Consider the following 25,110-nt stretch of genomic DNA (forward strand, 5'->3'; position numbering starts at 1 on the left):
TGGACGTGACGGCCCGTCGGGGGTCTGAATAGTGTCGTTGCTAAGGACCGACGACTACCCGCGCGTCTTACGTTTCTTATGACTTGGGGAGCACCTGTGCACCGCAGAATCATCGTTCCGAGCGCCCTCGCGGCCTCCCTGCTGCTGGCGATCCCGGCATCGGCGGCCGACTTCACCCCCGGGGCCCCGGGCATCGGCGACTCCTACTACCCGGCCAGCGGCAACGGCGGCTACGACGTCTCGCACTACGACCTGCGCCTGAAGTACCAGCCCGCCACGGACCTCCTGGAGGGCACGGCGACGATACTCGCCACCACCAAGCAGAACCTGTCCCGGTTCAACCTCGACCTCGGTCTGAAGGTCAGCGAGGTCCGGGTGAACGGCCGGGTCGCGAAGTTCACCGCTTCGGGCGACCACGAGCTGGAGGTCACCCCGGCCGTCCCGCTGGAGAAGAACAAGGAGATCTCGGTGGTCGTCCGCTACGCGGGCAAGCCCTCCGAGTTCAAGGTGGACGGCTGGTCGGCCTGGGCCCGCACCCCGGACGGCGGCGTCGCCGCGCAGGAGCCGGACTCGGCCGTGTGGTGGTTCCCGTCCAACGACCACCCGCTGGACAAGGCCACCTTCGACGTCTCGGTCTCGGTGCCGGCCGGTCATCAGGCCATCAGCAACGGCGTGTTGCAGTCGCAGTCCACGTCGCTGGGCTGGACCCGCTTCAACTGGCGCTCCGACAAGCCGCAGGCGACCTACCTGGCGACGCTCGCCGTCGGCAGGTTCGACATCACGACGGACCGGACCGCGAACGGTCTGCCGGTCCTCAACGCGTACAGCAAGGACCTGGGCGCCAACGCGGGCGCGGCGCGCGCCTCCATCGAGCGCACGACCGAGGTGGCGGAGTGGCTGGAGTCGGTCTTCGGGCCGTACCCCTTCAACGCGCTCGGCGGTTACGTGCCCAACGTGACCAGCGGTTTCGCCCTGGAGACGCAGACCCGGCCGTTCTACAGCCCGCGGCAGTTCGCCAACGGCGCGAACGTGTCGGTGGTCGTCCACGAGCTGGCGCACCAGTGGTACGGCGACAGCGTGTCCGTCCGGGACTGGAAGGACATCTGGATCAACGAGGGCTTCGCCCGCTACAGCCAGTGGCTGTGGTCGGAGAAGGAGGGCGAGGGCACGGCCCAGGAGCTGGCGGACTACGTGTACGCGCTGCGGGGTGCCGACGACCCGTTCTGGACGGTGAAGCCGGGTGACCCGGGCGCGGAGAACCAGTTCCACGGCGCCGTCTACGACCGGGGCGCGCTGGCGCTCCAGGCGCTGCGCAACGAGGTCGGGGACGAGGACTTCTTCGCGATCCTGAAGGGCTGGCCGAAGCAGTTCGCGTACGGCAACGCGCGGGTGGCCGACTTCGTGCGGTACGCGGAGCGGGTCTCCGGCGAGCCGCTGGCCGAGCTGTTCGACACCTGGCTGTACGAGCCGTCGAAGCCGGCCGCTCCGGCGGCGGCCGACGCCGGCCCGTCCGCCCGGACGGCCGCGAAGGCCGGGGCGGCGGCGAGGGCCCGGGCGGGCGCGGCGGCCGCGAAGCCGGCGCAGCCGAAGTCGTGGAAGAAGATCGCGGCGACGAACACGGTCCACGACCACGAGCGCGGTCACGAGGGCCACGGCGGTCACTGAGCCGTACCGCATCCCTGGAGTGGGACCGGGGCCGTCCGTCAGCGCCGCGCGCGGCGGGCGGCCCTCCGGGCTTCCCTGGCCAGGGGGAGGTAGCGCAGCCGCTCGGGCAGGACGGGGACGACGGCCCGCAGGACCCGGCAGAGGCGGCGCAGGGCGCGCTCCTGCGCGTCCGTCCACTCCAGGCCGATGGCCTCGCGGGCGTCCGGGGGCATGAAGCCCGCGGTGAGGAAGGCCCGCAGCCGCAGGAAGGGGCGGCGCAGGAGGGGCCAGAGGAGGCGGAGGAGGAGCCGGACCGGCAGCGGTCCCCGGTCGGGGGCGGGGACGGGCAGGTCGGTGTCGAGGAGCTCCCGTACGACGACGGTGGCCTCCAGCTCCTCGGCGAGGACCTTCCGGTAGTACGGCCAGAACTCCTCGATCGTCTGCGGCATGTCCCGGTCGTGGATGCCGAGGACGCGGCCGACCCGGAGCCACTCGGCGTAGAGCTGCCGTTCCTGGGCGTCGGTGAGGGGGCGGGCGAGCAGGCGGAGGCCGTGCCGGTAGACGGGGAAGCCGGTGGCGTGGACCCAGGAGTAGTAGGCGGGGGTGAGGGCGTGGTAGCGGCGTCCGTGGGCGTCGGTGCCCCGGATCGTGCGGTGCAGCTCGCGGAGCCGGCGGCCTTCGCGGGCGGCCTCCTCGCCGCCGTAGATCCAGAGCTGGACCGAGCGCAGGGAGCGCTCGCCGCGGCCCCAGGGGTCGGTGCGGAAGACGGAGTGCTCGTCGACGCCGGCGCCGATCGCGGGGTGGGCGACCTGCATGGTGAGGGCGGCGGGCAGCATGAGGAGCGCCCGGACGTCGCCGGCGACGCTCCACAGCACCCCGCCGACGGGCGGCGGTGCGGGGTCGGCCTGCTGCGCGCGTTCCACGGTCGTTCTCCTCTGCGGTCGTCTCCAGGGTGCACCCGGGGCGGCGGACACGACGAAGGGGCCGTCGCCCGGGCGACGGCCCCTTCCGGGTGTACGGGTCAGGCGCGGTCGGCGCCGACCGGCTCGCCGACGATGCGGGCGGCGAGGGCGTGGGCCCAGGCGTCGACGTCGGCGTTGAGCTCGCGCTCGGCGGCGGCGCGCTCCTCGGCGATCTTCGCGGTGCCGGTGGCGAGGATGGCGTCGCGCTCGGTGGTGCCCTCGGCGCGGGCGGCGGCGATGGCGGCGGAGCCCTCCTCGACGGCCTTGGAGCGGATGCGCGCGGCCTCGTGGCGGGCCTCGGCGAGCTCGGCCTCGTACTGCTCGCGGACGCGGGCGGCCTCGGTGCGCAGGTCGTCGGCGCGGTCGGTGCCGCCCTCGATGGCGTCCTCGCGCTCGTCGAGCGTGCGCTTGATCTTCGGCAGGACGCCCTTCGCCAGGATGAGGAAGGTGATGCCGAACAACACCAGGCCGAGGATGAGCTCGGCCCAGACGGGGTTGAGCGGACCGAGGTCCATCTTGAAGATCTGCGAGTTCGCGAGGGTCATGCGCGCATTCTACCTGGAGCAAATGGGTGCAAATACGGCACCGGAGTGAGAGTTGGCACGCTCGTGCGGGTCCGGCCAGATTCCCGGCACCCGGAGGCTACCGGAAGGTAACCACGGCTGATTGTATGTGCGGCGCCAGGCCAATCCCCCACGTCTCCACGGGAGTTCACGTGTCGTTCGCCGCGCTCCGCCGCGCCCCCGGCGCCGCCCTTTCCCTCGCCCTCGCCGCCGCCACCCTGACGGCGACGGCCCCGGCCGCGTCCGCCGCGGCCACCGAGGCCCCCCGGCTGAAGGTCCTCACCTACAACACGTTCGTCTTCTCGAAGACGCTCTATCCGAACTGGGGGCAGGACCACCGGGCGAAGGCGATCCCCGCCGCCCCCTTCTTCCAGGGGCAGGACGTCGTCGTCCTCCAGGAGGCCTTCGACAACTCCGCCTCCGACGCGCTCAAGGCGAACGCCGCCGGGCAGTACCCGCACCAGACCCCGGTCGTGGGCCGGAGCAGGAGCGGGTGGGACGCCACCGGCGGGTCCTACTCCGCGACCACGCCCGAGGACGGCGGCGTGACGATCCTGAGCAAGTGGCCGATCGTCCGCAAGGAGCAGTACGTCTACAAGGACGCCTGCGGGGCCGACTGGTGGTCGAACAAGGGCTTCGCCTACGCGGTGCTCGACGTGAACGGCAGCCGGGTCCACGTCCTCGGCACCCACGCCCAGTCCACCGACCCGGGCTGTTCGGCGGGCGAGGCGGCGCAGACGCGCAGCCGCCAGTTCAAGGCGATCGACGCCTTCCTCGACGCCAAGAAGATCCCGGCGGGCGAGCAGGTGATCGTCGCGGGCGACATGAACGTCGACTCGCACACGCCCGAGTACGACACCATGCTCGCCGACGCGGGCCTGGTGGGGGCCGACGCCCGCACCGGCCACCCGTACTCCTTCGACACCGAGCTGAACTCGATCGCCTCCGAGCGCTACCCGGACGACCCGCGCGAGGACCTCGACTACGTCCTCTACCGCGCCGGAAACGCCCGGCCCGCCGGCTGGACCAACCACGTGGTCCTGGAGAAGAGCGCCCCGTGGACGGTCAGTAGCTGGGGCACCAGCTACAGCTACAGCAACCTCTCCGACCACTACCCGGTCACCGGCTTCTGACGGCCGGGCCGGGGGCCGCCGCTCAGTAGCCGGGGCCCCCGAAGAGGAAGAGGCCGTAGAGCCAGGAGCCGAGCACCGCGGCGACGCAGAGCAGGACGAAACAGGAGGCGGCACTGGTGTGCCGCTCCTTCCGGGGACGGCCGGGACGGGGGGCGCGAGCCTTCCGCCCCGGCTTCTCGCGCTTCCCGGCCCTCTCCCCGCGACCCGGCGCGAGCGCCGACTCGTCCGTCGCGGCGACGTCGGCGAGCAGGCTGCGGCAGACCGCCGCCAGCTCCGCCGTCCCGGCCGTCAGGTCGACGACCACCTCCGTGCGCGCCGGCGCCGTCGTCCCCCCGTCCAGGATCCGCCCGGCCCGCAGCAGCGCCCGGTCCTTGCCCCCGGTCGGGGCCAGGCTGATCCAGCGGCGCACGTGCTCGCCCCGGATCACCACCCCGCCGCCCCGCTCGCGGTAGACGGTGTGCTCCCGCCACAGGATCCCGGCCAATTCCCCGGCCGTGTCCCTGAGTTCCGCGTACATCGATTCCCCCACTCCCCTGTCCCCCGCTGCGACAGCGGCCGACTCTAACCTCCGCGCCCGGGCCCCGCGCCGCCGCCCCGGCCCGGCGCCCCTTACGCGCCGAAGTCGTACGCCGTGACCGGTATCCCCCGGTCCACGAGCCGTCGGCCGTGGAGGGTTCCCGTTCATGGCGATCACCCTACGGGCGGCAACTGACAATCGCGCCGGTCTTTTACACAGGTGGTGAGACAGCAATACTGTTCAAGCGGTCCGGACACGCGGGCCGACGGCTGGGGAAACGAGGCGGCTCGGATGGACGTCGGGAGTGACGTGGAGCGGGGACCGAGCTACACCGTCGACGAGCTGGCCGCGCGGGCCGGGGTGACGGTGCGGACCGTGCGGTTCTACGGGACCCGGGGGCTCCTTCCGCCGCCCGTCATCGGGGCCCGGCGGGTCGGGCACTACGGGCCGGAGCACCTCTCCCGGCTCGCCCTCATCGAGGAGCTCCAGCGGCAGGGCATGACGCTCGCCGCGATCGAACGGTACCTGGAACAGCTCCCGCCCGACCTCAGCGCGCGGGACCTCGCGGTCCACCGGGCGCTCGTGGCCTCGTGGGCGCCCGAGTCCGCCGAGTCGATCACCCTGCGCGACCTGGAGCGGCGGGCCGGGCGGGCGCTGGCCGGGCGGGACGTCGACCGGCTCGCCGCGATGGGGGTCCTGGAGCGGACCGACGACGCCGACACGTACCGGCTCGACGGCTCGCTGCTGCGGCTCGGCGTGGAGATGCTGGACGTGCCCATCGAGCACGAGACGATCCTGGCCTCCCGGACCGTGCTCCTGGAGCACGCGCGGGCCGCCGCCCAGGAGCTCGCCCGGCTCTTCCGGGAGGAGGTGTGGAACCCCTACCGGGAGAGCGGCGAGGACCCGGACCACCTGAAAGCGATGAGGTCGCTCTCGGCCCACATGCAGCCGATGGTGATCCAGGCCCTCGTCACGGCCTTCCAGCGCTCGCTGAGCGAGGAGCTGCGGACGGCGTTCCGCGGTCCGTGACCGGTCAGGCGTCCGTGAAGACCTCGCCCCGCTCCGCCTTCTCCACCAGGAGGGCCGGCGGGGCGAAGCGCTCGCCGTACGTCTCCGCCAGCTCGCGGGCGCGGGCGACGAAGCCGGCGACGCCGCCCTCGTAGCCGTTGACGTACTGGAGGATGCCGCCGCTCCAGGCCGGGAAGCCGATGCCCATGATGGAGCCGATGTTGGCGTCGGCGACCGAGGTCAGGACGCCCTCCTCCAGGAGGCGGACGGTGTCGATGGCCTCGGAGAACAGCATCCGCTCCTGCATGTCGCGGAAGGGGATCTCGTACCCCGGCTTGGTGAAGTGCTCGCGCAGGCCGGTCCAGAGCTTGCCGCGCTTGCCGTTCTCGTCGTACTCGTAGAAGCCGGCGCCGCCGCTGCGCCCGGGACGCTCGAACTCGTCGACCATGCGGTCGATCACGGCCTCGCCCGGGTGGGTCGCCCAGACGCCGCCGGCCTCCTCGATCGCCCGCTTGGTCTCGTTGCGGATCTTGCGGGGCAGGGTCAGGGTCAGCTCGTCCATCAGCGAGAGGATCCTGGCCGGGTAGCCGGCCTGCGCCGCCGCCTGCTCGATGGAGGCGGGCTCGATGCCCTCGCCGACCATGGCGACGCCCTCGTTGAGGAACTGGCCGATCACCCGCGAGGTGAAGAAGCCGCGCGAGTCGTTGACCACGATCGGCGTCTTGTTGATCTGCCTGACCAGGTCGAAGGCGCGGGCCAGGGCCTCGTCGCTCGTCCGCTCGCCCTTGATGATCTCCACGAGCGGCATCTTGTCGACGGGCGAGAAGAAGTGCAGGCCGATGAAGTCGGCCTGGCGCTCCACGCCCTCGGCGAGGACGGTGATCGGCAGGGTGGAGGTGTTGGAGCAGAGCAGCGCGTCGGGCTCCACGACGGACTGGATCTCCTGGAACACCTTGTGCTTGAGGGCGGTGTCCTCGAAGACGGCCTCGACGACCGCGTCGCAGCCCGCGAGGTCGGCGGCCTCGGCGGTGGGGGTGATGCGGGCGAGGAGGGCGTCGGCCTTCTCCTGGGTGGTGCGGCCGCGCGAGACGGCCTTGGCGCACAGCTTCTCGGAGTACTCCTTGCCCTTGGCGGCGGACTCGGCGGAGACGTCCTTGAGGACGACCTCGATGCCGGCGCGGGCGCAGGAGTACGCGATGCCGGCGCCCATCATGCCGGCGCCGAGGACGGCGACCTTGCGGACCTCGCGGGGCTCGATCCCCTTGGGGCGGCTGGCGCCGGAGTTGACGGCCTGGAGGTCGAAGAAGAACGCCTGGATCATGTTCTTCGCCGTCTGGCCGGTGACCAGCTCGGTGAAGTAGCGGGACTCGATGACGGACGCGGTCTCGAAGTCGACCTGGGAGCCCTCGACGGCGGCGGCCATGATGGCGGCGGGCGCCGGGTAGGGGGCGCCGTTGAGCTGCTTGCGCAGGTTGGCCGGGAAGGCCGGCAGGTTGGCGGCGAACTTCGGGTGCGAGGGGGTGCCGCCGGGGATCTTGTGGCCGGGCACGTCCCAGGGCTGGTGCGACTCGGGGTGGGTGTCGATGAAGGCGACGGCCTTCGCGAGCATCTCCTCGGGGGTGGCGGCCAGCTCGTGCACCAGGCCGTTGTCCAGGGCCCGCCCGGGGTTGTACTGGGTGCCCTGGAGCAGCACCTTGAGGAGGGCGTCGGTGATGCCCATCAGGCGCACGGTGCGGGTGACGCCGCCGCCGCCCGGCAGCAGGCCGAGGGTGACCTCGGGCAGGCCGATCTTGGAGCCGGAGGCGTCGAGGGCGATCCGGTGGTGGGAGGCGAGGGCGATCTCGTAGCCGCCGCCGAGCGCGGCGCCGTTGATCGCGGCCACGACCGGCTTGCCGATCGTCTCGATGCGGCGCAGGGCCCTCTTCATCTCCAGGGCGCCCTCGAAGATGTCCCGGGCGTGCTCGGGGCCCGCCTGGATCATGTCCTTGAGGTCGCCGCCGGCGAAGAAGGTCTTCTTCGCGGAGGTGTAGACGATGCCCCGGATGGAGTCCTTCTCGGCCTCCACGCGGTCGGCGACGGCGATGATCGAGGCCCGGAAGGCCTGGTTCATGGTGTTGGCGGACTGGTTCGGGTCGTCCAGGACGAGGGTGACGATCCCGGTCTCGTCCTGCTCCCAGCGGATGGTGGTGCTCTCGCTCATGACTGGTGCTTCTCCGTAAGAAGGGGTTCGGACGGGACGGTCAGACGCGCTCGACGACGGTGGCGATGCCCATGCCGCCGCCCACGCACAGGGTGGCCATGCCGTAGCGCTTGTCCTGGCGCTCCAGCTCGTCCACGAGGGTGCCCAGGATCATCGCGCCGGTGGCGCCGAGCGGGTGGCCGAGCGCGATGGCGCCGCCGTTGACGTTGACCTTGTCCAGCGAGATGCCCATGTCCTTGACGAAGCGCAGGACGACGGCGGCGAAGGCCTCGTTGATCTCGACCAGGTCGATGTCGTCCATGGTCAGACCGGCCTTGGCCAGGGCCTTGCGGGCGGCCGGGGCGGGGCCGGTGAGCATGATGGTCGGCTCGGAGCCGGAGACGGCCACCGAGACGATCCGGGCGCGCGGCGTCAGCCCGTACCGTTCGCCGACCTCCTTCGAGCCGACGGCGACGAGCGCGGCGCCGTCGACGATGCCGGAGGAGTTGCCCGCGTGGTGGACGTGGTCGATCTCCTCGATCCAGTGGTACTTCTGCAGCGCCACCGCGTCGAAGCCGCCCAGCTCGCCGATGTCCGCGAAGGACGGCTTGAGCTTCGCCAGGGAGTCGGCGGTGGTACCGGGACGGAGGAACTCGTCGTGGTCGAGGACGGTGAGGCCCGCGCGGTCCTTGACGGGAACGACGGAGCGGGCGAACCGGCCGTCCTTCCAGGCCTCGGCGGCGCGCTCCTGCGAGAGGGCCGCGTACTCGTCGACGTCGCGGCGCGAGAAGCCCTCGATGGTGGCGATGAGGTCGGCGCCGATGCCCTGGGGAACGAAGTTGGTCTCCAGGTTGGTCATCGGGTCGGCGAACCAGGCGCCGCCGTCGGAGCCCATCGGAACGCGGGACATGGACTCCACGCCGCCGGCCAGGACGAGGTCCTCCCAGCCGGAGCGGACCTTCATGGCGGCCATGTTGACCGCTTCGAGGCCGGAGGCGCAGAAGCGGTTCTCCTGGACGCCGGCGACGGTGTCGGGGAGTCCGGCGGCGATGGCGGAGACGCGGGCGATGTCGGAGCCCTGGTCGCCGACCGGGCCGACGACGCCGAGGACGATGTCGTCGACGGCGGCCGGGTCGAGGCCGGGGTTGCGGCTCTGGATCTCCTTGATCAGGCCGACGACCAGGTCGATCGGCTTGGTGCCGTGCAGGGAGCCGGTGGCCTTGCCACGACCGCGCGGGGTGCGGATCGCGTCGTACACGTACGCTTCGGTGCTCACGGGAGGCCTTTCGCGATGAGGGTGGGAGGGGTTGCGCCGAGGGTGTCGCGGGGGTGGGGGTCAGCCGAGGAGGGAACGGCCGATGATCTCCTTCATGATCTCGGTGGTGCCGCCGTAGATGGTCTGGATGCGGCCGTCGGTGTAGGCCCTGGCGACCGGGAATTCCGTCATGTAGCCGTATCCGCCGTGCAGTTGCAGGCAGCGGTCGGCGACCTTCTTCTGGAGCTCGGTCGCCCACCACTTGGCCATCGAGGCGTCCACGGCGTCGAGCGCGCCGTTCGCGTGCTCCTCGATGCAGCGGTCCAGGAAGGCCCGGGTGACGGCGCACTCGGTGGCCATCTCCGCGATCTCGAAGCGGATGTGCTGGAGCCGGGAGAGCGGGCGGCCGAAGGCCTCGCGCTCCTTGACGTAGGTGGTGGTGATCTCCAGGAGGTGTTCGGCGGCGGCGATGCCGGCGACGGCGATGGCCATCCGCTCCTGGGCGAGGTTGGTCATCAGGTGGATGAAGGCGCCGTTGAGCTCTCCGAGCAGGTTCTCCTTGGGGACGCGGACGTCGTGGAAGAACAGCTCGGCGGTGTCCTGGGACTTCTGGCCGATCTTGTCGAGGTTGCGGCCGCGCTCGAAGCCCTCCGCACCGCGCTCCACGACGAGCAGGGAGAGGCCGTGGGCACCGCCGTCGGGGGTGGTGCGGGCGACGACGACCACGAGGTCGGCCAGGATGCCGTTGGAGATGAAGGTCTTGGAGCCGTTGAGGATCCAGTGGTCGCCGCGGTCCTCGGCGGTGGTGCGGATGCCCTGGAGGTCGGAGCCCGCGCCCGGCTCGGTCATGGCGATGGCGGTGATGGTCTCGCCGGAGCAGAAGCCGGGCAGCCAGCGCCGCTTCTGCTCGTCGGTGGCGAGCGAGGTGAGGTACGGGCCGATGATGTCGTTGTGCAGGCCGAGGGCGAGGCCGGGGGTGCCGGCCCGGGTGAACTCCTCGGCCAGGACGGCGCCGTAGCGGAAGTCGGGGTTGCCGCCGCCCCCGTACTCCTCGTCGACGGCGATGCCGAGCAGGCCCTGCCGCCCGGCGGCGAGCCAGGCCTCGCGGGAGACGATGCCGTCCTTCTCCCACTGCTCGTAGTGGGGCAGCACCTCCTTCTCCAGGAAGGTGCGCACGACCGCCCGGAAGGCTTCGTGGTCCTCGGTGTAGATGCGGCGCTTCATGCGGAAGTCTCCTGGGGATGCAGGGAGGGTACGGCCCAGTCGCGGGCGACCTCGGCGGTGTCGGCACCGGGCAGGGCGGGGCCCGTGCGCAGGGTGCCGGGGGTGGCGGAGAAGCGGGGTGCGGGGGCCGGCTGGACCTGCCCGCCGTGCTCGGTGAAGGTGCCGCGGGCGGCCAGGTGCGGGTGGGACGGGGCCTCGTCCAGGGAGAGGACGGGGGCCACGCAGGCGTCGGAGCCGTCGAAGACGTCGGTCCACTCCTGCCGGGTGCGGCCCAGGAACGCCTTGGCGACGGCCTCGCGCAGTTCGGGCCAGCGGGCGAGGTCGTAGCGGGCGGCGGCGGCCTCCTCGCCGATGCCGAGGAGACGGACGAACTCGGCGTAGAACCGCTCCTCCAGGGCGCCGACCGCCATGTGGCCGCCGTCGGAGGTCGCGTAGACGCCGTAGAAGGGGCAGCCGCCGTCGAGCAGGTTGGTGCCGCGCCGGTCCTGCCAGCTCCCGGCGGCCAGCATGCCCCGGATCATGGTGGTGAGGTGGGCGGTGCCGTCGACGATCGCGGCGTCCACGACCTGGCCCTCGCCGTGGGCGCGGGCGTGCTGGAGCGCGGCGAGGACGCCGATGACCAGGTAGAGCGAGCCTCCGGCGTAGTCGCCGAGCAGGTTGGCGGGGATGGCCGGCGGGCCCTCCGGGTCCGGGCCGATCATGCCGAGGGCGCCGGTGATCGCGATGTAGCCGATGTCGTGGCCGGCGGTCGGGGCGAGCGGCCCGTCCTGGCCCCAGCCGGTCATCCGGCCGTAGACCAGGCGCGGGTTGCGGGCCAGGCAGGCGTCCGGGCCGACGCCGAGGCGTTCGGCCACGCCGGGCCGGTAGCCCTCGATCAGGACGTCCGCGCGCTCGGCCAGGTCGAGGACGGTCGCGGGGCCGTCCCCGGCCTTGAGGTCGACCAGGACCGAGCGCTTGTTGCGGTTGGTGAGGTCGCGGGCGGGGTCGATGCCGAGGCCGGGGCCGCCGGGGCGGTCGATCCGGACGACGTCCGCGCCGAGGTCGGCGAGCAGCATCGCGGCGAAGGGGCCGGGGCCGATGCCGGCCAGTTCCACCACGCGCACCCCGGCGAGGGGGCCCGTGCGGGTGGTGTGCGTCGTGCTCATCGAACCCCCGGGGGTGTGTGACACCAATGATGTAACACCAGAGATGCTAGGAACGTGTTCCACTCGGCACAAGCCCCCCGGCCGAGCAAGCGCTTGGAAATTCCGGAGAGGCCCGTTCGCCCGGGGGCCCGGGAGGTCCGGAGGGGTCTTCCGCTATCCTCCGCCGACGACGACCGCGCACGGCGGCGCGGTCCGGCCGAAGCGAGGGGCTGCATGGACACAGGGGCGGGCGTGGGGAGCGGGGCAGGGGCGGGCCCGGAGCGCGGGGGCAGGCCGTACGACGTGGTCCTCTTCGGGGCCACCGGGTTCGTGGGCGAGCTGACCGCGGAGTATCTGGCCGAGCACGCCCCCGCCGGGTGCCGCTGGGCGCTGGGGGGACGCAGCCTCGGCAGGCTGGAGGCGCTGCGGGACCGACTGGCCTCGGACCGGCCGCACCTGGCCGGCCTCCCGCTGGTCGTGGCGGACTCCGCCGACCCGGCGTCGCTGCGCGAACTGGCCGGGTCCGCACGGGTGGTGGCGACGACGGTCGGCCCCTACGTCTGGTACGGCGAGGAGCTCGTCGCCGCCTGCGCGGAGGCCGGCACGGACTATCTGGACCTGACGGGCGAGGCCGAGTTCGTGGACCTCGTGTACGTGCGGCACGACGCGCGCGCCCGGGAGACCGGCGCCCGGATCGTGCACGCCTGCGGCTTCGACTCGGTCCCGCACGACCTGGGCGTGCACTTCACCGTGGGGCAGCTCCCGGAGGACGTGCCGCTGCGGGTGGACGGTTTCGTACGGGCCGGGGCCGCGTTCTCCGGCGGCACCTTCGCCTCCGCGCTGACCGCGCTCGGCCGGGGCCGGGAGGTCCTGCGGGCCGCGCGCGAACGGCGCCTGCACGAGCCCCGGTTGGTGGGCCGGCGGTCGCGCGCCCCGCTCGGCGGCCCCCGGTTCAGCCGGGAGACGGGCACGTGGGCGCTGCCGCTGCCGACGCTCGACCCGCAGGTCGTGGCGCGCTCGGCGGCGGCCCTGGACCGGTACGGGCCGGACTTCCGCTACCGGCACTACGCCTCCGTGAAGACGCTCCCGATGGCGCTCGGCGGCGCCGCCGCCGTCGGCGCGAGCGTGGCGGCGGCCCAGCTCCCGCCCGTGCGGAGCTGGCTGATGGAGCGTTACAGCGCCGGGGAGGGCCCGTCGGCCGAGCGGCGCGCCCGTAGCTGGTTCTCCGTGCGGTTCGTGGGCGAGGGCGGCGGGCGGCGGGTCCTCACCGAGGTGTCGGGCGGCGACCCGGGGTACGACGAGACGGCCAAGATGCTCGCCGAGTCGGCCCTCTGCCTCGCCTTCGACCCGCTGCCGAAGACCGCGGGCCAGGTGACGACGGCGGTCGCGATGGGCGACGCCCTCACCGCCCGGCTGCGGGAGGCGGGCATCCGCTTCCGGGTGGCGCACCGGAGCTAGGCACGGCGGATCGGGCCCTGATCCACCGGGGGCGAGGCCCGGTCCGGCGGGTCAGGGCCGTACGAGGCGGAAGGGGTGGCCGGCCGGGTCCGCGTAGACGCGCCGGGCCGGGTCGCCTCCCCCGTCGTCCAGCGGTACGGCTCCGAGCGCGAGGACGGCCTCGTCGGCGGCGGCCAGGTCGTCGACCCGCACGTCGAAGTGGAACTGCTGCTCGGGCGCGCCCCAGACGGGCGACCGGTGGCCCGGGACGCTCTGGAAGGCGAGGACCGGGCCGCCGTCGCCGCGCAGGACCACGCAGCCCTCGCCGACGGCCCACCGGGGATCGGGCGCGTCGACCACACCGCCGACCAACCGCTGGTAGAACAGGGCGAGTTCGTACGCGTCGGGGCAGTCGAGGACGACGCACCGCAGCCGCCCGATCACGCACGGCCCCCGGGGGCGGCGGGGATCGGACGCGAGCCGCGCGGGACGGAACGCGGCGGAACGGGAAGGGGAGTCGTCATGGCCCCCACCCTGCCGGGTGGTCCGGGGATCCGGCATCCGTACGCGTACTCAGAAGGCGCCGGGCGCCCCGGAAGGGCCCGGACGCTCCCCGAGCGCCTCCGCGAGGGCGCGGCGGCAGAGGGCGTCGGCGCGGCGGGTGGTCTCCGGGACGCGGTAGCGCGGGGTGAGGTGGAGGGTGTGGGCGCAGGCGCCGGCGAGGGAGATCCGGTGGCCGACGGAGACGAAGACCGGTTTGACCCCGGCCCGGGTGCGCACGGCCCGTCCCACCTCCTCCCCGTCGGCGAGCAGCGGGGACGCGTCGCCGCGCGCGGGGCCCGGCTGCTCGTACGCGAAGGTGAAGGGGTTCTTGGCGACGCCGACGGACGGCCGCCCGGTGAGCACGCCGAGGTGGCTGGCGAGGCCGAAGCGGCGGGGGTGGGCGAGGCCGTAGCCGTCGCAGACCAGGAGGCCGGGGTCGGCGGTCAGGGCGCCGAGCGCGGCGAGCACGGTCGGGACCTCCCGGAAGGCGAGGAGGCCGGGGACGTACGGGAACGAGACCCGGCCGACCGCCGTCGCCTCCTCCACGACCTCCAGGGTCCGCGCGTCGAGCACGACGGCCGCGGCGGCGACGAGGTCGCGCTCGTCGTCGTAGGCCACGTCGAGCCCCGTGACGTGCCCCTCGCCGACCGCCGGCCCCTCCTCGTCCCGCACCAGTCGGTCCCTCAGCTCCCGCTGGACGGCGAGGGCGGCGGTCTCGTCGGCGGGCCAGCCCGCCGGAATCTCGGTGATCGTCATGATGCGGGCCACCCTACGGCCGGCCGGGCCTCCGTTCCGAGGGGCGGAACGGGGGCCCGGGGCCGGGGAGGCGGCCGGTAGCCTGGCGATCATGTTCGTACTGGAATTGACCTACACCGCCCCCGTCGAGCGGGTGGACGCGCTGCTCGACGCGCACGTCGAGTGGCTCGACGCGCAGTACGCCGCCGGCGTCTTCCTCGCGTCCGGCCGGAAGAACCCCCGGGACGGCGGGGTGATCCTGGCCGCCGGGGTCGACCGCGCGGAGATCGAGAGGATCGCGGCGGCCGACCCGTTCAGCACCGGGGGCGTGTGCGCGTACCGGATCACGGAGTTCTACGCGACCAAGACGGTCGAGGGGATCGCCGCGTACCGGGAGGAGCTGCCCTCCTAGCCCCGCGTCAGGCGGGCGACGCGGCCCTGTTCGCCCGCGGCCCAGCAGGAGCCGTCCGGGGTGCAGTCGACCGTGTCGTACGAGCCGGTGTCGACCGTGCGCCAGGTGCGGCCGCCGTCGGTGGTGAGGTCCGTGCCGGTGGGGCCGACGGCGAGCGCGGACGTCCTGGCGTGCGGGAGCCAGGCGACGCCCGAGCGGTAGGCGGGCGGCGGCGCGGCCGAGGGGCGCCAGGTGCGGCCCGCGTCGGCGGTGACGGCGGCGGCCTCGGGGGACGGCTGGTCCTTGCGGTAGTCGCCGCCGACGGCGATGCCGTGCGCGCGGTCGCGGAAGGCGAGCCCGAAGACGCCCCGGGCCGGGTCCCCGGCCGGGACCGGCGAGGCGGTGGCGGTCCAGGTCAGGCCCCGGTCGGCGGAGTGCAGCACGCGCGCCGCGGCCGCGCCGCCCGTCGCGAGCCACACGTCCCGGGGTCCGGCCGACACCAGGCACTGGCCGCTCGCCGCGAAGCCCGCCTCGCCGGGGAGCGCGTCCGGCATCCCCCGGTCCGGCAGGACCCGCCAGGACCGGCCGCCGTCGCGGGTGGAGAGGATGCGGTACTTCCCGTCGACCGGGTCGCTCATGGCGAGGCCGTTGCGGCGGTCGAAGAAGGTCATGCAGTCGTAGAAGGCGCGCGGGTCGGTGTTGCGGAAGGACTCGGTCCAGGTGGCGCCGCCGTCCTCGGTGCGCAGCACCCGCGAGGCCTCCCCCTCCCCGATGGCGAGGACGACGGCCCGGCGGGCGTCGAAGGCCTCCACGTCGCGGAACTCCAGCCCCTCCGCGCCGGGCGGCGAGACGTTCCGCCAGCTCCGGCCCCCGTCGGTGGTGCGCAGCACCGTGCCCTTGGAGCCCGCGGCCCAGGCGGTGCGGCGGTCGACCGCCGCGAGCCCCCGGAAGCGGGCGTCGGTCCCGGTGGGCGTGAGCCGCCAGCCGGGTGCGGGCCGCCGGTCGGGCGTGAGCTGCCGGTCGCCCGTCGGCTCGGGCCGCCGGTCGGGCGTGGTCGCCGGGTGCCGGTCGCTCACCGGTGCGGGTCGTCCGTCGGTCGCGGCCGTGGGGGTCTCCCCGGCCCGCGCCGGGGCGGCCAGGGTCAGCGCGAGCGCCGCCCCGACCAGTCCCGCCGACATCGTTCGTCTCGTCTTCCCCATGGACGTCATGGCGCCGGAAGCTAGCGCCCCCGCCCTCTCCCCGTCCAGGGTGCGTCCCCGGTCTGACCGAGGTGTTCGACACCTCCCGGCGCCCGTGGGTGCTGTCCGGCGCCGCCGCGCCCGACCGGGTCGCGGGTGGTCCTGTGCGGCTGCGGCACCTCCGGATTCCAGCCGTACCGCGACCTTTCGGGCCCTCGCGCCGCATCGGCCGGAGAGCTTTCCGGACAGAGTTGAGCCGGTGGCGGAAAGGCTCCGGCCTGGCCGGACGCCCCTCCCGGTAGGGTCGGTGACGCAGCTCACGTGGATCCGGAGTGCACGTTCCGGCCTCCTCGCCCGTCTTGCCGGGTGTCAGGAGCCCCGGTGTCGGGGAGACGCACAGGATCCGAAACCCGCGCGAGAGGAGCCGGTCTTGTCCGCCGTCATCGAGCAGGCCGTCCAGGCCCGTCTGGTCGCATCCGCTCCCCGGATGGAGACCGTCCCCGCCACCCTGCGGTACGACCGCGAGGATCCGTACGCCGTCAGCATGGCCTTCCCCCCTCCCGCGACCCTGGAGGGCGTCGAGGTCTCCTGGGCCTTCGCGCGCGAGCTGCTCGTCCAGGGGGTCGAGCGCCCGGCCGGGGTCGGGGACGTGCGGCTGCGCCCGTACGGGTACGACCGGACCGTGGTCGAGTTCCACGCCCCGGAGGGGGTGGCCATGGTCCACGTCCGGACCTCGGAGCTGCGCCGCTTCCTGGAGCGCTCGCAGCACCTGGTGCCGGAGGGGCGCGAGCACCAGTACCTGGACTGGGACCAGGACCTGACGGAGCTGTTCCGCGAGCGCCCGTGACCCCTCGCCGCCGGACCGTCCGTTAAATCGTTTGCCGCCCTCCCGGTCGGGCTCGTATCGTCGGCATCGACCTTGTCGTCACCCGATCGGAGAAGGACGTTGCTCGTCTGAGGTTGCGAGACACCGAGCCGCGCGTGCCCCCTGTGCCGCGTGTGCCGTTCTCGACCTCGGCGTACGAGCCGTTCTCCCGCTGCCCGCGCCCCGGTGTCTCCACGCGTTGCATCCCGTCACGCCCGCGCAACCGGAGGCCTTCATGGCGCATCACCCCACCTTCCTCACCTGTTCCTCGCTCTCCTTCTCCTGGCCGGACGGCACGGAGGTCTTCGACGACTTCCGGCTCGTGGTCGGCCCCGGCCGCACCGGGCTCGTCGGGCTCAACGGCTCCGGCAAGTCCACGCTCCTCAAGCTGCTCGCGGGCGAGCTGACGCCCTCCTCCGGCACGGTCCGGGTCACGGGCGAACTCGGCCACCTGCCGCAGAACCTGGTCCTGGACACCTCGCGCCGGGTCGACGAGATCCTCGGCATCGACGCGAAGCGGGCCGCCCTGCACGCCATCGAGGCGGGCGACCCGGCCGAGGAGCACTTCGCCGCCCTCGCCGACGACTGGGACGTCGAGGAGCGGGCCCGGGCCACCCTGGACCAGCTCGGGCTCGGCGGCATCGGCCTGGACCGGACCGTCGGCGAGATCTCGGGCGGCGAGTCCGTGCTGCTGCGCCTCGCCGCGCTGCTGCTCGCCCGGCCCGACGTCCTGCTGCTCGACGAGCCGACCAACAACCTGGACCTGCACGCCCGCGCGCGCCTCTACGAGGCGGTGGAGAGGTGGTCCGGGGTCCTGGTCGTGGTCAGCCACGACCGCGAACTCCTGGAACGGGTCGACCAGATCGCCGACCTGCGCGACGGCGAGGTCGCCTGGTACGGCGGCTCCTGGTCGGACTACGAGGCGGCGCTCGCCGCCGAACAGGAGGCGGCGGAGCGGATGGTGCGGGTCGCCGAGGCCGACGTGCAGCGGCAGAAGCGGGAACTCGCCGACACCCAGATGAAGTTGGCGCGCCGCAAGCGGTACGGGCAGAAGAGCTTCGAGAACAAGGTCGCCTCCAAGCTGGTGGCGAACAGCCAGAAGCGCAGCGCCCAGGTCACCGCCGGCAAGCAGCGCACGCTCCACGGAGAGCGCCTCTCGGAGGCCCGGGAGCGGCTCGACGCGGCGGTGGAGGCGGTGCGGGACGACGACGAGATCCGCGTCGAACTGCCGCGCACCTCGGTGCCGCCGGGCCGCGAGGTGCTGCACCTGCGGGACCTGGAGCTGCGGTACGGGGCCCGCGTCGAGGGGGTGTTCGAGCTGCGCGGTCCGGAGCGGATCGCCCTCGTGGGGCGGAACGGCGCCGGGAAGACGACGTTGCTCCGGACGATCGCCGGGGAGCTCGAACCGTCGGCCGGCGAGGTGGACGCGCGGGTGCCGCTGCGCTTCCTGCCGCAGCGGCTCGACGTCCTCGACGACGGGCTGAGCGTGGTGGAGAACGTGGCCCGCTTCGCGCCCGCCGCGACGCCGAACGCGATCAGGGCCCGGCTCGCCCGGTTCCTGTTCCGGGGGGCGCGGGCCGACCAGGCCGTGGGCACGCTCTCGGGCGGGGAGCGGTTCCGGGCGACGCTCGCGGCGCTGCTCCTCGCGGAGCCGGCCCCGCAGTTGCTGATGCTGGACGAGCCGACGAACAACCTGGACATGGCGTCGGTGCGGAAGCTGACGGCGGCCCTCGACGCCTACGAGGGCGCGCTGGTCGTGGCGAGCCACGACGTGGCGTTCCTGGAGTCGCTCGGGATCACCCGCTGGCTGCTGCTCGACGGCGCGCTGCGGCCGACGACCGCCGAGGAGGTCCGGGAGGTGGCCGGGGAGAGGGCCTGAAGGTCGCGCGCTCGTCGCCGCCGAACGCCCCGGGCGGGATGCGCACCCAGCGCCGCCGGATGCTCGCGCCGCGTAGTCGGCCGGGTGTCCGGCGGACGCCGCGCCGGACGTGACCTGCGTCTCCGCCACCCGGGCCGAGCAGGGAGCATAACGGAACGTAACCGGACAACGTCCGGGACGGGGTTGGTGGACGCCTTACGGAGCCTTAACCTACGGTTTCGTAACCTACGAATCCGTAGGTACGCACGTATGCGTTCTTCCGTCCCCTTCCGTCCCCCTCCGTCCCCAGGAGTTCCCTTGACGCTCACCTCTCCCCACCTCGGCAGCTCGGCAGAGTGGACCGACGCGCGGCTCCTCCACGCCCTGGAAGAGGTCGTGGAGAAGGAGCTCAACCGGCACCTGAAGGTCACCAAGGACTGGATGCCGCACGAGTACGTGCCGTGGTCCGACGGCCGGAACTTCCCGGGCTTCTTCGAGGACGGCGAGGCCTGGGACCCGCGGCAGTCGAAGGTGACCGAGATCGGCCGGATCGCCCTCGTGGTCAACCTGCTCACCGAGGACAACCTGCCGAGCTACCACCACGAGATCGCCACCCTCTTCGGCCGCGACGGCGCCTGGGGCACCTGGGTGCACCGCTGGACCGCCGAGGAGGGCCGGCACGGCATCGTGATGCGCGACTACCTGCTCGCCTCGCGCGCCGTCGACCCGGACAAACTGGAGCAGTTCCGGATGGCGCACATGAGCGAGGGCTTCGAGTCCGACAACCGGCACTCGATGCTGCACTCCGTGGCGTACGTCGCCTTCCAGGAGCTCGCCACCCGCATCTCGCACCGCAACACCGGCCACCAGTCCGGCGACCCGGTCTGCGACCGGATGCTCGCCCGCATCGCCACCGACGAGAACCTGCACATGGTCTTCTACCGCAACCTGCTGGGCGCGGCCTTCGAGATCGCCCCGGACCTGACCATGCAGGCCGTGCGGGACGTCGTGGTCAACTTCCGGATGCCCGGACACGGCATGCCCGGCTTCGAGCGGGCGGCGGCGCAGATGGCGATCGGCGAGATCTACAACATGCGCATCCACCACGACGACGTGCTCCAGCCCGTGCTGCGCTTCCTCAAGGTCCTCCAGATCGACGGCCTGGGGCCGGAGGGCCTGCGCGCCCAGGAGGAGCTGGGCCTGTACATGAACGGCCTGGACGGCGAGGCGAGCAAGTTCGACGAGAAGCTCGCGGCCCGCAAGGCCCGGATCGCGGCCCGCGCGGCGGGCTGACGCCCGACGGCCGACCGGCCGGGTCACCGCGCGGCGGGCGGACGGTCCGCCGCGCGGGCTCAGCCCCGGTTGCGCTTCAGCCGGAACCGCTCCTTCTCCGAGAGCCCGCCCCACACGCCGAACCGCTCGTCGTGCGCGAGGGCGTACTCCAGGCAGGCCACCCGCCCCTCGCAGGCCCCGCAGAGCTGCTTCGCCTCGCGGGTGGAGGAGCCGGGAGCCGGGAAGAAGAACTCCGGGCCGGCCTGGGCGCACAGCGCGTTCTCCTGCCAGGTCATGTCGGGCTCCGGTGCGGTCAGTACGCTCGTGTCGGTCTGCATGCCGTACACGGTGCCGGGGCGTCGTAAACGAGCCATCAACGTTCGATCAATGCGGCGCGCCGAACCCTTGGCCGAAAGGTCCGCCCCCGACCTCAGGGCGTGACGCCCAGGGCCGGCAGGACCGTTTCGGCCACCCGGTAGGCCTCCTCCAGGAGGGGGTTGCCGGAGAGGATGAAGGTGTCGACGCCCAGCTCCCGGAACTCCTGGAGGCGTGCGACGACCTGGGCCGTGGAGCCGACGACCGCCGTGCCGGGGCCGGGGCGGAAGAGGCTCATGCCCGGCCAGAGGTTGGGGTGGGTCTCCAGTTCGCGGGCGCGGGCCGGGACCCGGCCGCCGTGCTGGCGGAACTGGCGCTGCCAGCCGACCCCGTCCTCCCCGGACCGCTCGCCGAGCTGCCGGGCGTACGTCGCCTCGCTGGTGACGTCGAGGAGCCGGTCGGCGGCGGCCCATGCCTCGTCCTCGGTGTCACGGACGATGAGGTGGAGGCGCAGGCCGATGCGGAGGGTGCGCCCGTGGGCGGCGGCCCGGGCCCGTACGCGGTCGAGCTTCTCCCTCAGGAGGTGCGGCGGCTCGCCCCAGGTGAGGTAGACGTCGACGTGCTCGGCGGCCATCTCGATGCCGGCGGCCGAGGAGCCGCCGAACCAGAGCGGCACGTGCGGTTCCTGGACCGGGCGCAGGTCGCGGAAGGAGGCGCCCGCGTTCTTCAGGTCGTAGAAGCGCCCCTTGTGGTCGAAGACCTCCCCCGCCGTGAGCCGCTTCACGATCGACCAGTACTCGGCGCTCAGTTCGTACCGCTCGTCGTGCTCGACGTGCAGCCCGTACTCGCGCAGGGAGGCGGTCGAGCCGTTGACGACGTTGAAGCGGAGCCGGCCGCCGAAGAGGTGGTCGAAGCTGAGCGCCATCTTGGCGAGGAGGGTGGGGGAGATCAGGCCGGGGTGGACGGCGAGGAGGGGCTTGAAGCGGGTGCTGGTGGAGGCGGCGAGCGCGGAGCCGAGCGGCCAGACGTCGTAGAGGTCGGTGGCGAGCAGCGCGCCCGTGTAGCCGAGGCGTTCGACCGTCGCGGCGAGGTGCCGGAGGTAGCCGAGGTCGACGGGGCGGCGGCCCTCCGGCTCCCACGGGTAGGCGCCCTCGCGCGGGATGACGTACCAGAGGACCTCGGGGGCCTGCGTCGGTGAGGTCACGGGTCAGGCCTTCCGGGGCAGCGCGTCCGCGACGGTGACCGCGCGGTCGATGAATCCGGTGCGGTGGAAGACGTCCGCCGCCCGCTGCTGCTCGGCGACGAACTCCTCGGTGACCTCCTCGATCGTCCAGGGCAGGGCGCGCAGCGCGGTCTCCCAGTCGTCCACCGTGCCGCCCTGGTCGGCGGCGGCGGTCCCGGCGGCCTCGCGCGGATGGGCGGCGGCCCACTCGTCGGCCCGGCGCAGGGCCCGGACCAGCGCCTCGACGACCTCGGGCCGCTGCTCGGCCAGGTCGCGGCGGGTGAAGAAGACGGACCGGTCGCTGATGACCTCGCCGGTGGGGATCAGGGTGCGCAGGCCGCCGGCGCGGCGGGCGGCGGCCAGTTCGGCGCCCTGGGCGACCCAGGCGGCGATCCCGCCGGAGCGCAGCTTCTCCTCGCTGCCGGAGTCCCCGCGCACGGGGGTGATGTCGGTGGCGTACGAGAGGCCCGCGTCGTCCAGGGCCTGGGCGACGAGGTGGGTCTGCCAGGAGCCGACGGCGAGGTGGACGGTGCCGCCCTTCAGGTCGGCGACGGTGCGGACCGGGCCGTCCTCGGGGACGAGGAGGGCGCCGTGGTCGGGGCGGGGCGCGGAGACCGCCGCGTAGACGATGTCGTGCCCGGCGGCCTGCGCGGTGACGGGCGGGGTGGAGCCGGTGCCGCCGAAGTCGATGGTGCCGTCGGCGAGGTACGCGCCGGTGCGGACCCCGTCGGTGTACGGGTGCCAGGTCGCGGTCTCGCCGAGGGCGGCGAGCTCCTCCTCCGCGTAGCCGAGGCGGGAGAGGTGGTAGAGGGAGGGGTTGCTGCGGTGGACACCGATGACGACGGTCATGCGGGCGCTCCTTCGAAGGACTCTTCGGACGGGACGGTGGCGGGGGCGGACGCTCCCCCGGGGGCGGGCGCTTCCCCGGAGGCCGGTGCTTCCCCGGAGGCCGGCGCTTCTTCGGGTGTGTGGACGCCGAGGTCCGCGAGGAGGCGGCGGCGGAGGGCGACGAAGGCCGGGTCGCCGGGGTCGCGGGGGCGGTCGACGGCGACGGGTTCGTCGGTGACGAGCCGGCCGTCGCGCAGGACGGCGACCCGGTCCGCGAGGCGCACGGCCTCGTCGACGTCGTGGGTGACGAGCAGGACGGCGGGGCGGTGGATCCGGCGCAGTTCGCCGACCAGGTCCTGCATGCGGAGCCGGGTCAGCGCGTCGAGGGCGGCGAACGGCTCGTCGAGCAGCAGGAGTTCAGGCTCCCGCACCAGGGCGCGGGCCAGGGCGACCCGCTGGGCCTCGCCGCCGGAGAGGGTGGCCGGCCAGGCGTCGGCGTGCCGTTCGAGTCCGACCTCCGCGAGGGCCCGCAGGCCGGTCTCCCGGGTCGCCGCCCCGCGCGGGAGGCCGACGGTCACGTTGGCGAGGACCTTCTTGGAGGGGACGAGCCGGGGCTCCTGGAAGACGATCGTGCGGGCGGCGGGGACGAAGGCCTCTCCGCCGTCGGAGCCGTCGAGGGCGCCGAGGATGCGGAGCAGGGTCGTCTTGCCGCTGCCGCTCGCCCCGAGCAGGGCGAGGAACTCGCCGCGCGCCAGGGTGAGGTCGAGTCCGTCGAGGACCGCGCGAGTGCCGAAGACCCGGCGCAGGCCCCGGACCCGTACCGCCGTCCCTCCGGCCGGAGGGGTGGGTGCGGTCATCGGGCTCCTCCCCCGGGGCCGGCCGTGCGCCAGGGCATGAGGACCCGTTCCAGGCCGCGCACGAGGACGTCGGCGGTGAGGCCGAGCAGGCCGTAGACGAGGATGCAGACGGCGAGGACGTCGGTGCGGGCGTAGCTCTGGGCCTGGGACATCAGATAGCCGATGCCCTCGGTGGCGTTGATCTCCTCGGCGGCGATGAGCGCGATGACGCTCAGCGTCATGGAGAGCCGCAGTCCGGCGAGGAGCGGGGGCAGGGCGCCGGGCAGGACGACCTGGCGGACGATCGCGAGCCGGCCGAGGCCGAAGCTGCGCATGGCCTCGACGAGCTTGCGGTCGGTGTTCCGGACGCCGCCGACGGTGGAGACGTACATCGGGAAGGTGGTGGCGACCGCGATGAGCAGGATCTTCGCGGTCTCGTTGATCCCGAACCAGACCATGAAGAGGGGGACGAGGGAGAGGAAGGGGACGGTGCGCAGGGTCTGGAGGGAGGAGTCGAGGAGTTCGTCGCCGAGCCGGGTGAATCCGGTGGTGATGCCGAGGACGAGCCCGGCGGCGAGGCCGATGACGAGCCCGATGCCCGAACGGGTGAGGGAGGTGGCGAGCGCGTCGGGCAACTGCCCGTTGCCCCACAACTCCCCCACAGCGCGTAGCACTTGGGCGGGCGAGGCGAGCACGTCGGGGGTGAGGAGCCCGGTGGCCGAGGAAACCCACCAGAGGACGAGGAGGGCGACCGGGCCGAGGGCCCGGACGGTGAGGGAGGACGCGCGGGAGCGGGCGCGGTGGGCGGGCGGGCGCGGGGCGACGAGCCCGGCGGTGTCCCCTCCGGTTCCGGGGGACTCCCCCGGCGCTCTCCCGGCGGTGACCGGGGCCGTCACGACAGCTTCTCCACGTCGAGGAGGTGGGCGGCGATGTCGACCTTGCCCGGGGTGACCTTCTGGTCGGCGTAGAACCGGGCGACGGTCTCGAAGCGCTTGACGTCCTCGGGGCCGATCGGGTCGACGGTGCCCGCCTTGGCGGTGAAGGCGATCTGGACCTCCTTGGCCTTGCCGTTGACGGCGGTGGGGCCGGCGTCGGTGAAGACGTTGAGGTAGGCGGCCGGGTCCTTCTTCTCCTTGGCGCTGTTCTCGTGGAGGTAGGCGTAGAGCGCCTCGACGACTTCGGGGTGCTCCTTCGCGAACTTCGAACGGACCGCGTTCAGGCTGTAGTTGTCGGAGCCGATGGCGGTTCCGTCGGCGACGAAGCGGGCCTTGCCCGAGCCGATCTCGGCGACGGCGTAGGTGGACCAGACGGCCCAGGCGTCGACCTGGCCGGCGTTGAAGACGGCGGCGGTCTGGTCGGGGCGGAGGTAGACGCGCTCCACCTTGTCGGCGGGGATGCCGGCCCCGGCGAGGGCCTTGAGGAGGAGGTACTCGCCGGTGCCGCCCTTGTTGACGGCCACCTTGCGGCCGACGAGGTCCTTCACGGAGGTGATGTCGGAGCCCTCGCGGACGAGGATGCCCTCGCCGACGGGGTCGGGGTCGGTCGCGGTGAAGAAGGCGAAGCCGGGGCTCTGGGAGAGGGAGGTGATGCCGGAGGTGATCGAGCCGGTCGCGATGTCGAGCTGGTCGGCGTTCATCGCCTGGGCGGCGGGGGCGAAGGGGCCGGCGCTGCCGGTCCAGGCCACCTTGGCGCCGACCGCGGCGAGGGCCTTGTCGAGGCTGCCGTCCTTCTTGCCGCGGGCGAGGACGCCGGAGTTGCCGGGGTCGGGGATGCGGACGGTGACCGTTCCCTCCGCCCCCTTCCGGCCGTCGCCCCCGCCCGCGGCCGTGTCGGCGGCCGGGCTGCCGCCGCAGGCGGTGACGGTGGCGAGGGCGGCGAGGGCCGCCAGGGCGGCGAACGGGGTGAGTGGGCGCATGGCGGTCGTCCTTCGGGGTCGGGTACGGGTGCGCTTGTGCCGGTTGGCGGGGCGGGGCGGGTGTGCTCGTGTCGCTTACGGGGCGGGACGGTGGGGCAGGTTCTTG

At 73.4% G+C, this 25,110-nt stretch carries 24 protein-coding genes; 8 read left to right on the forward strand and 16 right to left on the reverse strand.

What is annotated here, in order from left to right; genetic code table 11:
* Positions 1–96: 96 nt before the first annotated feature.
* Complete coding sequence (locus ACFYNX_RS24955) at positions 97–1,665, forward strand: M1 family metallopeptidase (protein WP_388664248.1); 1,569 nt, start codon at positions 97–99, stop codon at positions 1,663–1,665.
* A 38-nt stretch (positions 1,666–1,703) separates the two neighbouring features.
* On the opposite strand, the gene ACFYNX_RS24960 is transcribed toward ACFYNX_RS24955, so the two are convergent.
* Together ACFYNX_RS24960 and ACFYNX_RS24965 are read right to left on the reverse strand one after the other, a co-directional pair.
* Positions 1,704–2,567, reverse strand: coding sequence for an oxygenase MpaB family protein (locus ACFYNX_RS24960; RefSeq protein ID WP_388664250.1), 864 nt, complete (start codon positions 2,565–2,567; stop codon positions 1,704–1,706).
* Positions 2,568–2,665: 98 nt separating this feature from the next.
* Positions 2,666–3,151 (reverse strand): hypothetical protein, encoded by a 486-nt coding sequence (locus tag ACFYNX_RS24965; protein ID WP_365540326.1) that lies wholly within the window; start codon positions 3,149–3,151, stop codon positions 2,666–2,668.
* A 125-nt stretch (positions 3,152–3,276) separates the two neighbouring features.
* Here ACFYNX_RS24965 and sph point away from each other — a divergent pair, with 125 nt between their 5' ends.
* Positions 3,277–4,302, forward strand: a complete 1,026-nt coding sequence (gene sph, locus ACFYNX_RS24970; RefSeq protein ID WP_388664252.1) for a sphingomyelin phosphodiesterase — start codon at positions 3,277–3,279, stop codon at positions 4,300–4,302.
* A 22-nt stretch (positions 4,303–4,324) separates the two neighbouring features.
* On the opposite strand, the gene ACFYNX_RS24975 is transcribed toward sph, so the two are convergent.
* Positions 4,325–4,819, reverse strand: coding sequence for a hypothetical protein (locus tag ACFYNX_RS24975; protein ID WP_388664254.1), 495 nt, complete (start codon positions 4,817–4,819; stop codon positions 4,325–4,327).
* A gap of 291 nt (positions 4,820–5,110) precedes the next feature.
* Between ACFYNX_RS24975 and ACFYNX_RS24980 the strand changes: the two genes are divergently transcribed.
* Positions 5,111–5,848 carry a MerR family transcriptional regulator gene (locus ACFYNX_RS24980; protein ID WP_365540329.1) on the forward strand — a complete coding sequence of 246 codons (738 nt, stop codon included), beginning with the start codon at positions 5,111–5,113 and terminating at the stop codon, positions 5,846–5,848.
* Positions 5,849–5,852: 4 nt separating this feature from the next.
* Here the strand turns inward: ACFYNX_RS24980 and ACFYNX_RS24985 are convergent, their stop codons facing one another.
* Genes ACFYNX_RS24985 through ACFYNX_RS25000 form a run of 4 tightly spaced genes read right to left on the reverse strand, consistent with a single transcriptional unit; the run spans position 5,853 to position 11,630 of the window.
* Positions 5,853–8,027 carry a 3-hydroxyacyl-CoA dehydrogenase NAD-binding domain-containing protein gene (locus tag ACFYNX_RS24985; RefSeq protein WP_388664257.1) on the reverse strand — a complete coding sequence of 725 codons (2,175 nt, stop codon included), beginning with the start codon at positions 8,025–8,027 and terminating at the stop codon, positions 5,853–5,855.
* Between the two features lie 40 nt (positions 8,028–8,067).
* On the reverse strand, positions 8,068–9,282 hold the full coding sequence (locus ACFYNX_RS24990; RefSeq protein ID WP_365540331.1) for an acetyl-CoA C-acetyltransferase: 1,215 nt from the start codon (positions 9,280–9,282) through the stop codon (positions 8,068–8,070).
* 60 nt (positions 9,283–9,342) lie between these two features.
* A complete protein-coding gene (locus ACFYNX_RS24995; protein ID WP_365540332.1) occupies positions 9,343–10,485 on the reverse strand; it encodes an acyl-CoA dehydrogenase family protein in 1,143 nt (380 codons plus the stop codon).
* Complete coding sequence (locus ACFYNX_RS25000) at positions 10,482–11,630, reverse strand: CaiB/BaiF CoA transferase family protein (RefSeq protein WP_388664260.1); 1,149 nt, start codon at positions 11,628–11,630, stop codon at positions 10,482–10,484. Before ACFYNX_RS25000 ends, ACFYNX_RS24995 begins: the two co-directional genes overlap by 4 nt.
* Positions 11,631–11,843: 213 nt before the next feature.
* On the opposite strand from ACFYNX_RS25000, the gene ACFYNX_RS25005 reads away from it, so the two are divergent.
* Positions 11,844–13,067 carry a saccharopine dehydrogenase family protein gene (locus ACFYNX_RS25005; protein ID WP_388664262.1) on the forward strand — a complete coding sequence of 408 codons (1,224 nt, stop codon included), beginning with the start codon at positions 11,844–11,846 and terminating at the stop codon, positions 13,065–13,067.
* Positions 13,068–13,118: 51 nt separating this feature from the next.
* Here ACFYNX_RS25005 and ACFYNX_RS25010 read toward each other — a convergent pair whose 3' ends face one another.
* Together ACFYNX_RS25010 and ACFYNX_RS25015 are read right to left on the reverse strand one after the other, a co-directional pair.
* On the reverse strand, positions 13,119–13,490 hold the full coding sequence (locus ACFYNX_RS25010; RefSeq protein WP_125667193.1) for a VOC family protein: 372 nt from the start codon (positions 13,488–13,490) through the stop codon (positions 13,119–13,121).
* A 129-nt stretch (positions 13,491–13,619) separates the two neighbouring features.
* The gene (locus ACFYNX_RS25015) at positions 13,620–14,345 is read right to left on the reverse strand and encodes an endonuclease V (RefSeq protein ID WP_388664264.1); all 726 of its coding nucleotides are present in this window, start codon (positions 14,343–14,345) and stop codon (positions 13,620–13,622) included.
* A gap of 91 nt (positions 14,346–14,436) precedes the next feature.
* Between ACFYNX_RS25015 and ACFYNX_RS25020 the strand changes: the two genes are divergently transcribed.
* Positions 14,437–14,736, forward strand: coding sequence for a YciI family protein (locus ACFYNX_RS25020; RefSeq protein ID WP_365540336.1), 300 nt, complete (start codon positions 14,437–14,439; stop codon positions 14,734–14,736).
* On the opposite strand, the gene ACFYNX_RS25025 is transcribed toward ACFYNX_RS25020, so the two are convergent.
* Positions 14,733–15,923: a WD40/YVTN/BNR-like repeat-containing protein gene (locus ACFYNX_RS25025; protein WP_388664267.1), complete on the reverse strand. Its 1,191-nt coding sequence runs from the start codon at positions 15,921–15,923 to the stop codon at positions 14,733–14,735. The two genes, ACFYNX_RS25020 and ACFYNX_RS25025, sit on opposite strands and share 4 nt — an antisense overlap.
* Before the next feature lie 400 nt (positions 15,924–16,323).
* Between ACFYNX_RS25025 and ACFYNX_RS25030 the strand changes: the two genes are divergently transcribed.
* The 3 genes from ACFYNX_RS25030 (at position 16,324) to ACFYNX_RS25040 (ending at position 19,909) form a co-directional block, all read left to right on the forward strand.
* Positions 16,324–16,740 (forward strand): SsgA family sporulation/cell division regulator, encoded by a 417-nt coding sequence (locus tag ACFYNX_RS25030; protein ID WP_121829748.1) that lies wholly within the window; start codon positions 16,324–16,326, stop codon positions 16,738–16,740.
* Positions 16,741–16,993: 253 nt separating this feature from the next.
* The gene (locus ACFYNX_RS25035; RefSeq protein ID WP_388664270.1) at positions 16,994–18,637 is read left to right on the forward strand and encodes an ABC-F family ATP-binding cassette domain-containing protein; all 1,644 of its coding nucleotides are present in this window, start codon (positions 16,994–16,996) and stop codon (positions 18,635–18,637) included.
* 297 nt (positions 18,638–18,934) lie between these two features.
* Positions 18,935–19,909 (forward strand): acyl-ACP desaturase, encoded by a 975-nt coding sequence (locus ACFYNX_RS25040; protein ID WP_365540339.1) that lies wholly within the window; start codon positions 18,935–18,937, stop codon positions 19,907–19,909.
* Between the two features lie 59 nt (positions 19,910–19,968).
* On the opposite strand, the gene ACFYNX_RS25045 is transcribed toward ACFYNX_RS25040, so the two are convergent.
* The 6 genes from ACFYNX_RS25045 to ACFYNX_RS25070 form a co-directional block, all read right to left on the reverse strand.
* A complete protein-coding gene (locus ACFYNX_RS25045) occupies positions 19,969–20,226 on the reverse strand; it encodes a WhiB family transcriptional regulator (RefSeq protein ID WP_030215710.1) in 258 nt (85 codons plus the stop codon).
* Positions 20,227–20,318: 92 nt separating this feature from the next.
* Positions 20,319–21,407 carry an LLM class flavin-dependent oxidoreductase gene (locus ACFYNX_RS25050; protein ID WP_388664273.1) on the reverse strand — a complete coding sequence of 363 codons (1,089 nt, stop codon included), beginning with the start codon at positions 21,405–21,407 and terminating at the stop codon, positions 20,319–20,321.
* 3 nt (positions 21,408–21,410) lie between these two features.
* Positions 21,411–22,274: an ABC transporter substrate-binding protein gene (locus ACFYNX_RS25055; RefSeq protein ID WP_388664275.1), complete on the reverse strand. Its 864-nt coding sequence runs from the start codon at positions 22,272–22,274 to the stop codon at positions 21,411–21,413.
* Positions 22,271–23,110 carry an ABC transporter ATP-binding protein gene (locus tag ACFYNX_RS25060; RefSeq protein WP_388664278.1) on the reverse strand — a complete coding sequence of 280 codons (840 nt, stop codon included), beginning with the start codon at positions 23,108–23,110 and terminating at the stop codon, positions 22,271–22,273. The genes ACFYNX_RS25055 and ACFYNX_RS25060 overlap by 4 nt, the downstream gene beginning before the upstream one ends.
* Positions 23,107–23,985 (reverse strand): ABC transporter permease, encoded by an 879-nt coding sequence (locus tag ACFYNX_RS25065; RefSeq protein WP_388664280.1) that lies wholly within the window; start codon positions 23,983–23,985, stop codon positions 23,107–23,109. The genes ACFYNX_RS25060 and ACFYNX_RS25065 overlap by 4 nt, the downstream gene beginning before the upstream one ends.
* The gene (locus tag ACFYNX_RS25070) at positions 23,982–25,004 is read right to left on the reverse strand and encodes an ABC transporter substrate-binding protein (protein WP_365540343.1); all 1,023 of its coding nucleotides are present in this window, start codon (positions 25,002–25,004) and stop codon (positions 23,982–23,984) included. The genes ACFYNX_RS25065 and ACFYNX_RS25070 overlap by 4 nt, the downstream gene beginning before the upstream one ends.
* Positions 25,005–25,110 lie beyond the last annotated feature (106 nt).

The sequence above is a fragment of the Streptomyces sp. NPDC007872 genome, assembly GCF_042868165.1.
Taxonomy (GTDB): Bacteria; Actinomycetota; Actinomycetes; order Streptomycetales; family Streptomycetaceae; genus Streptomyces.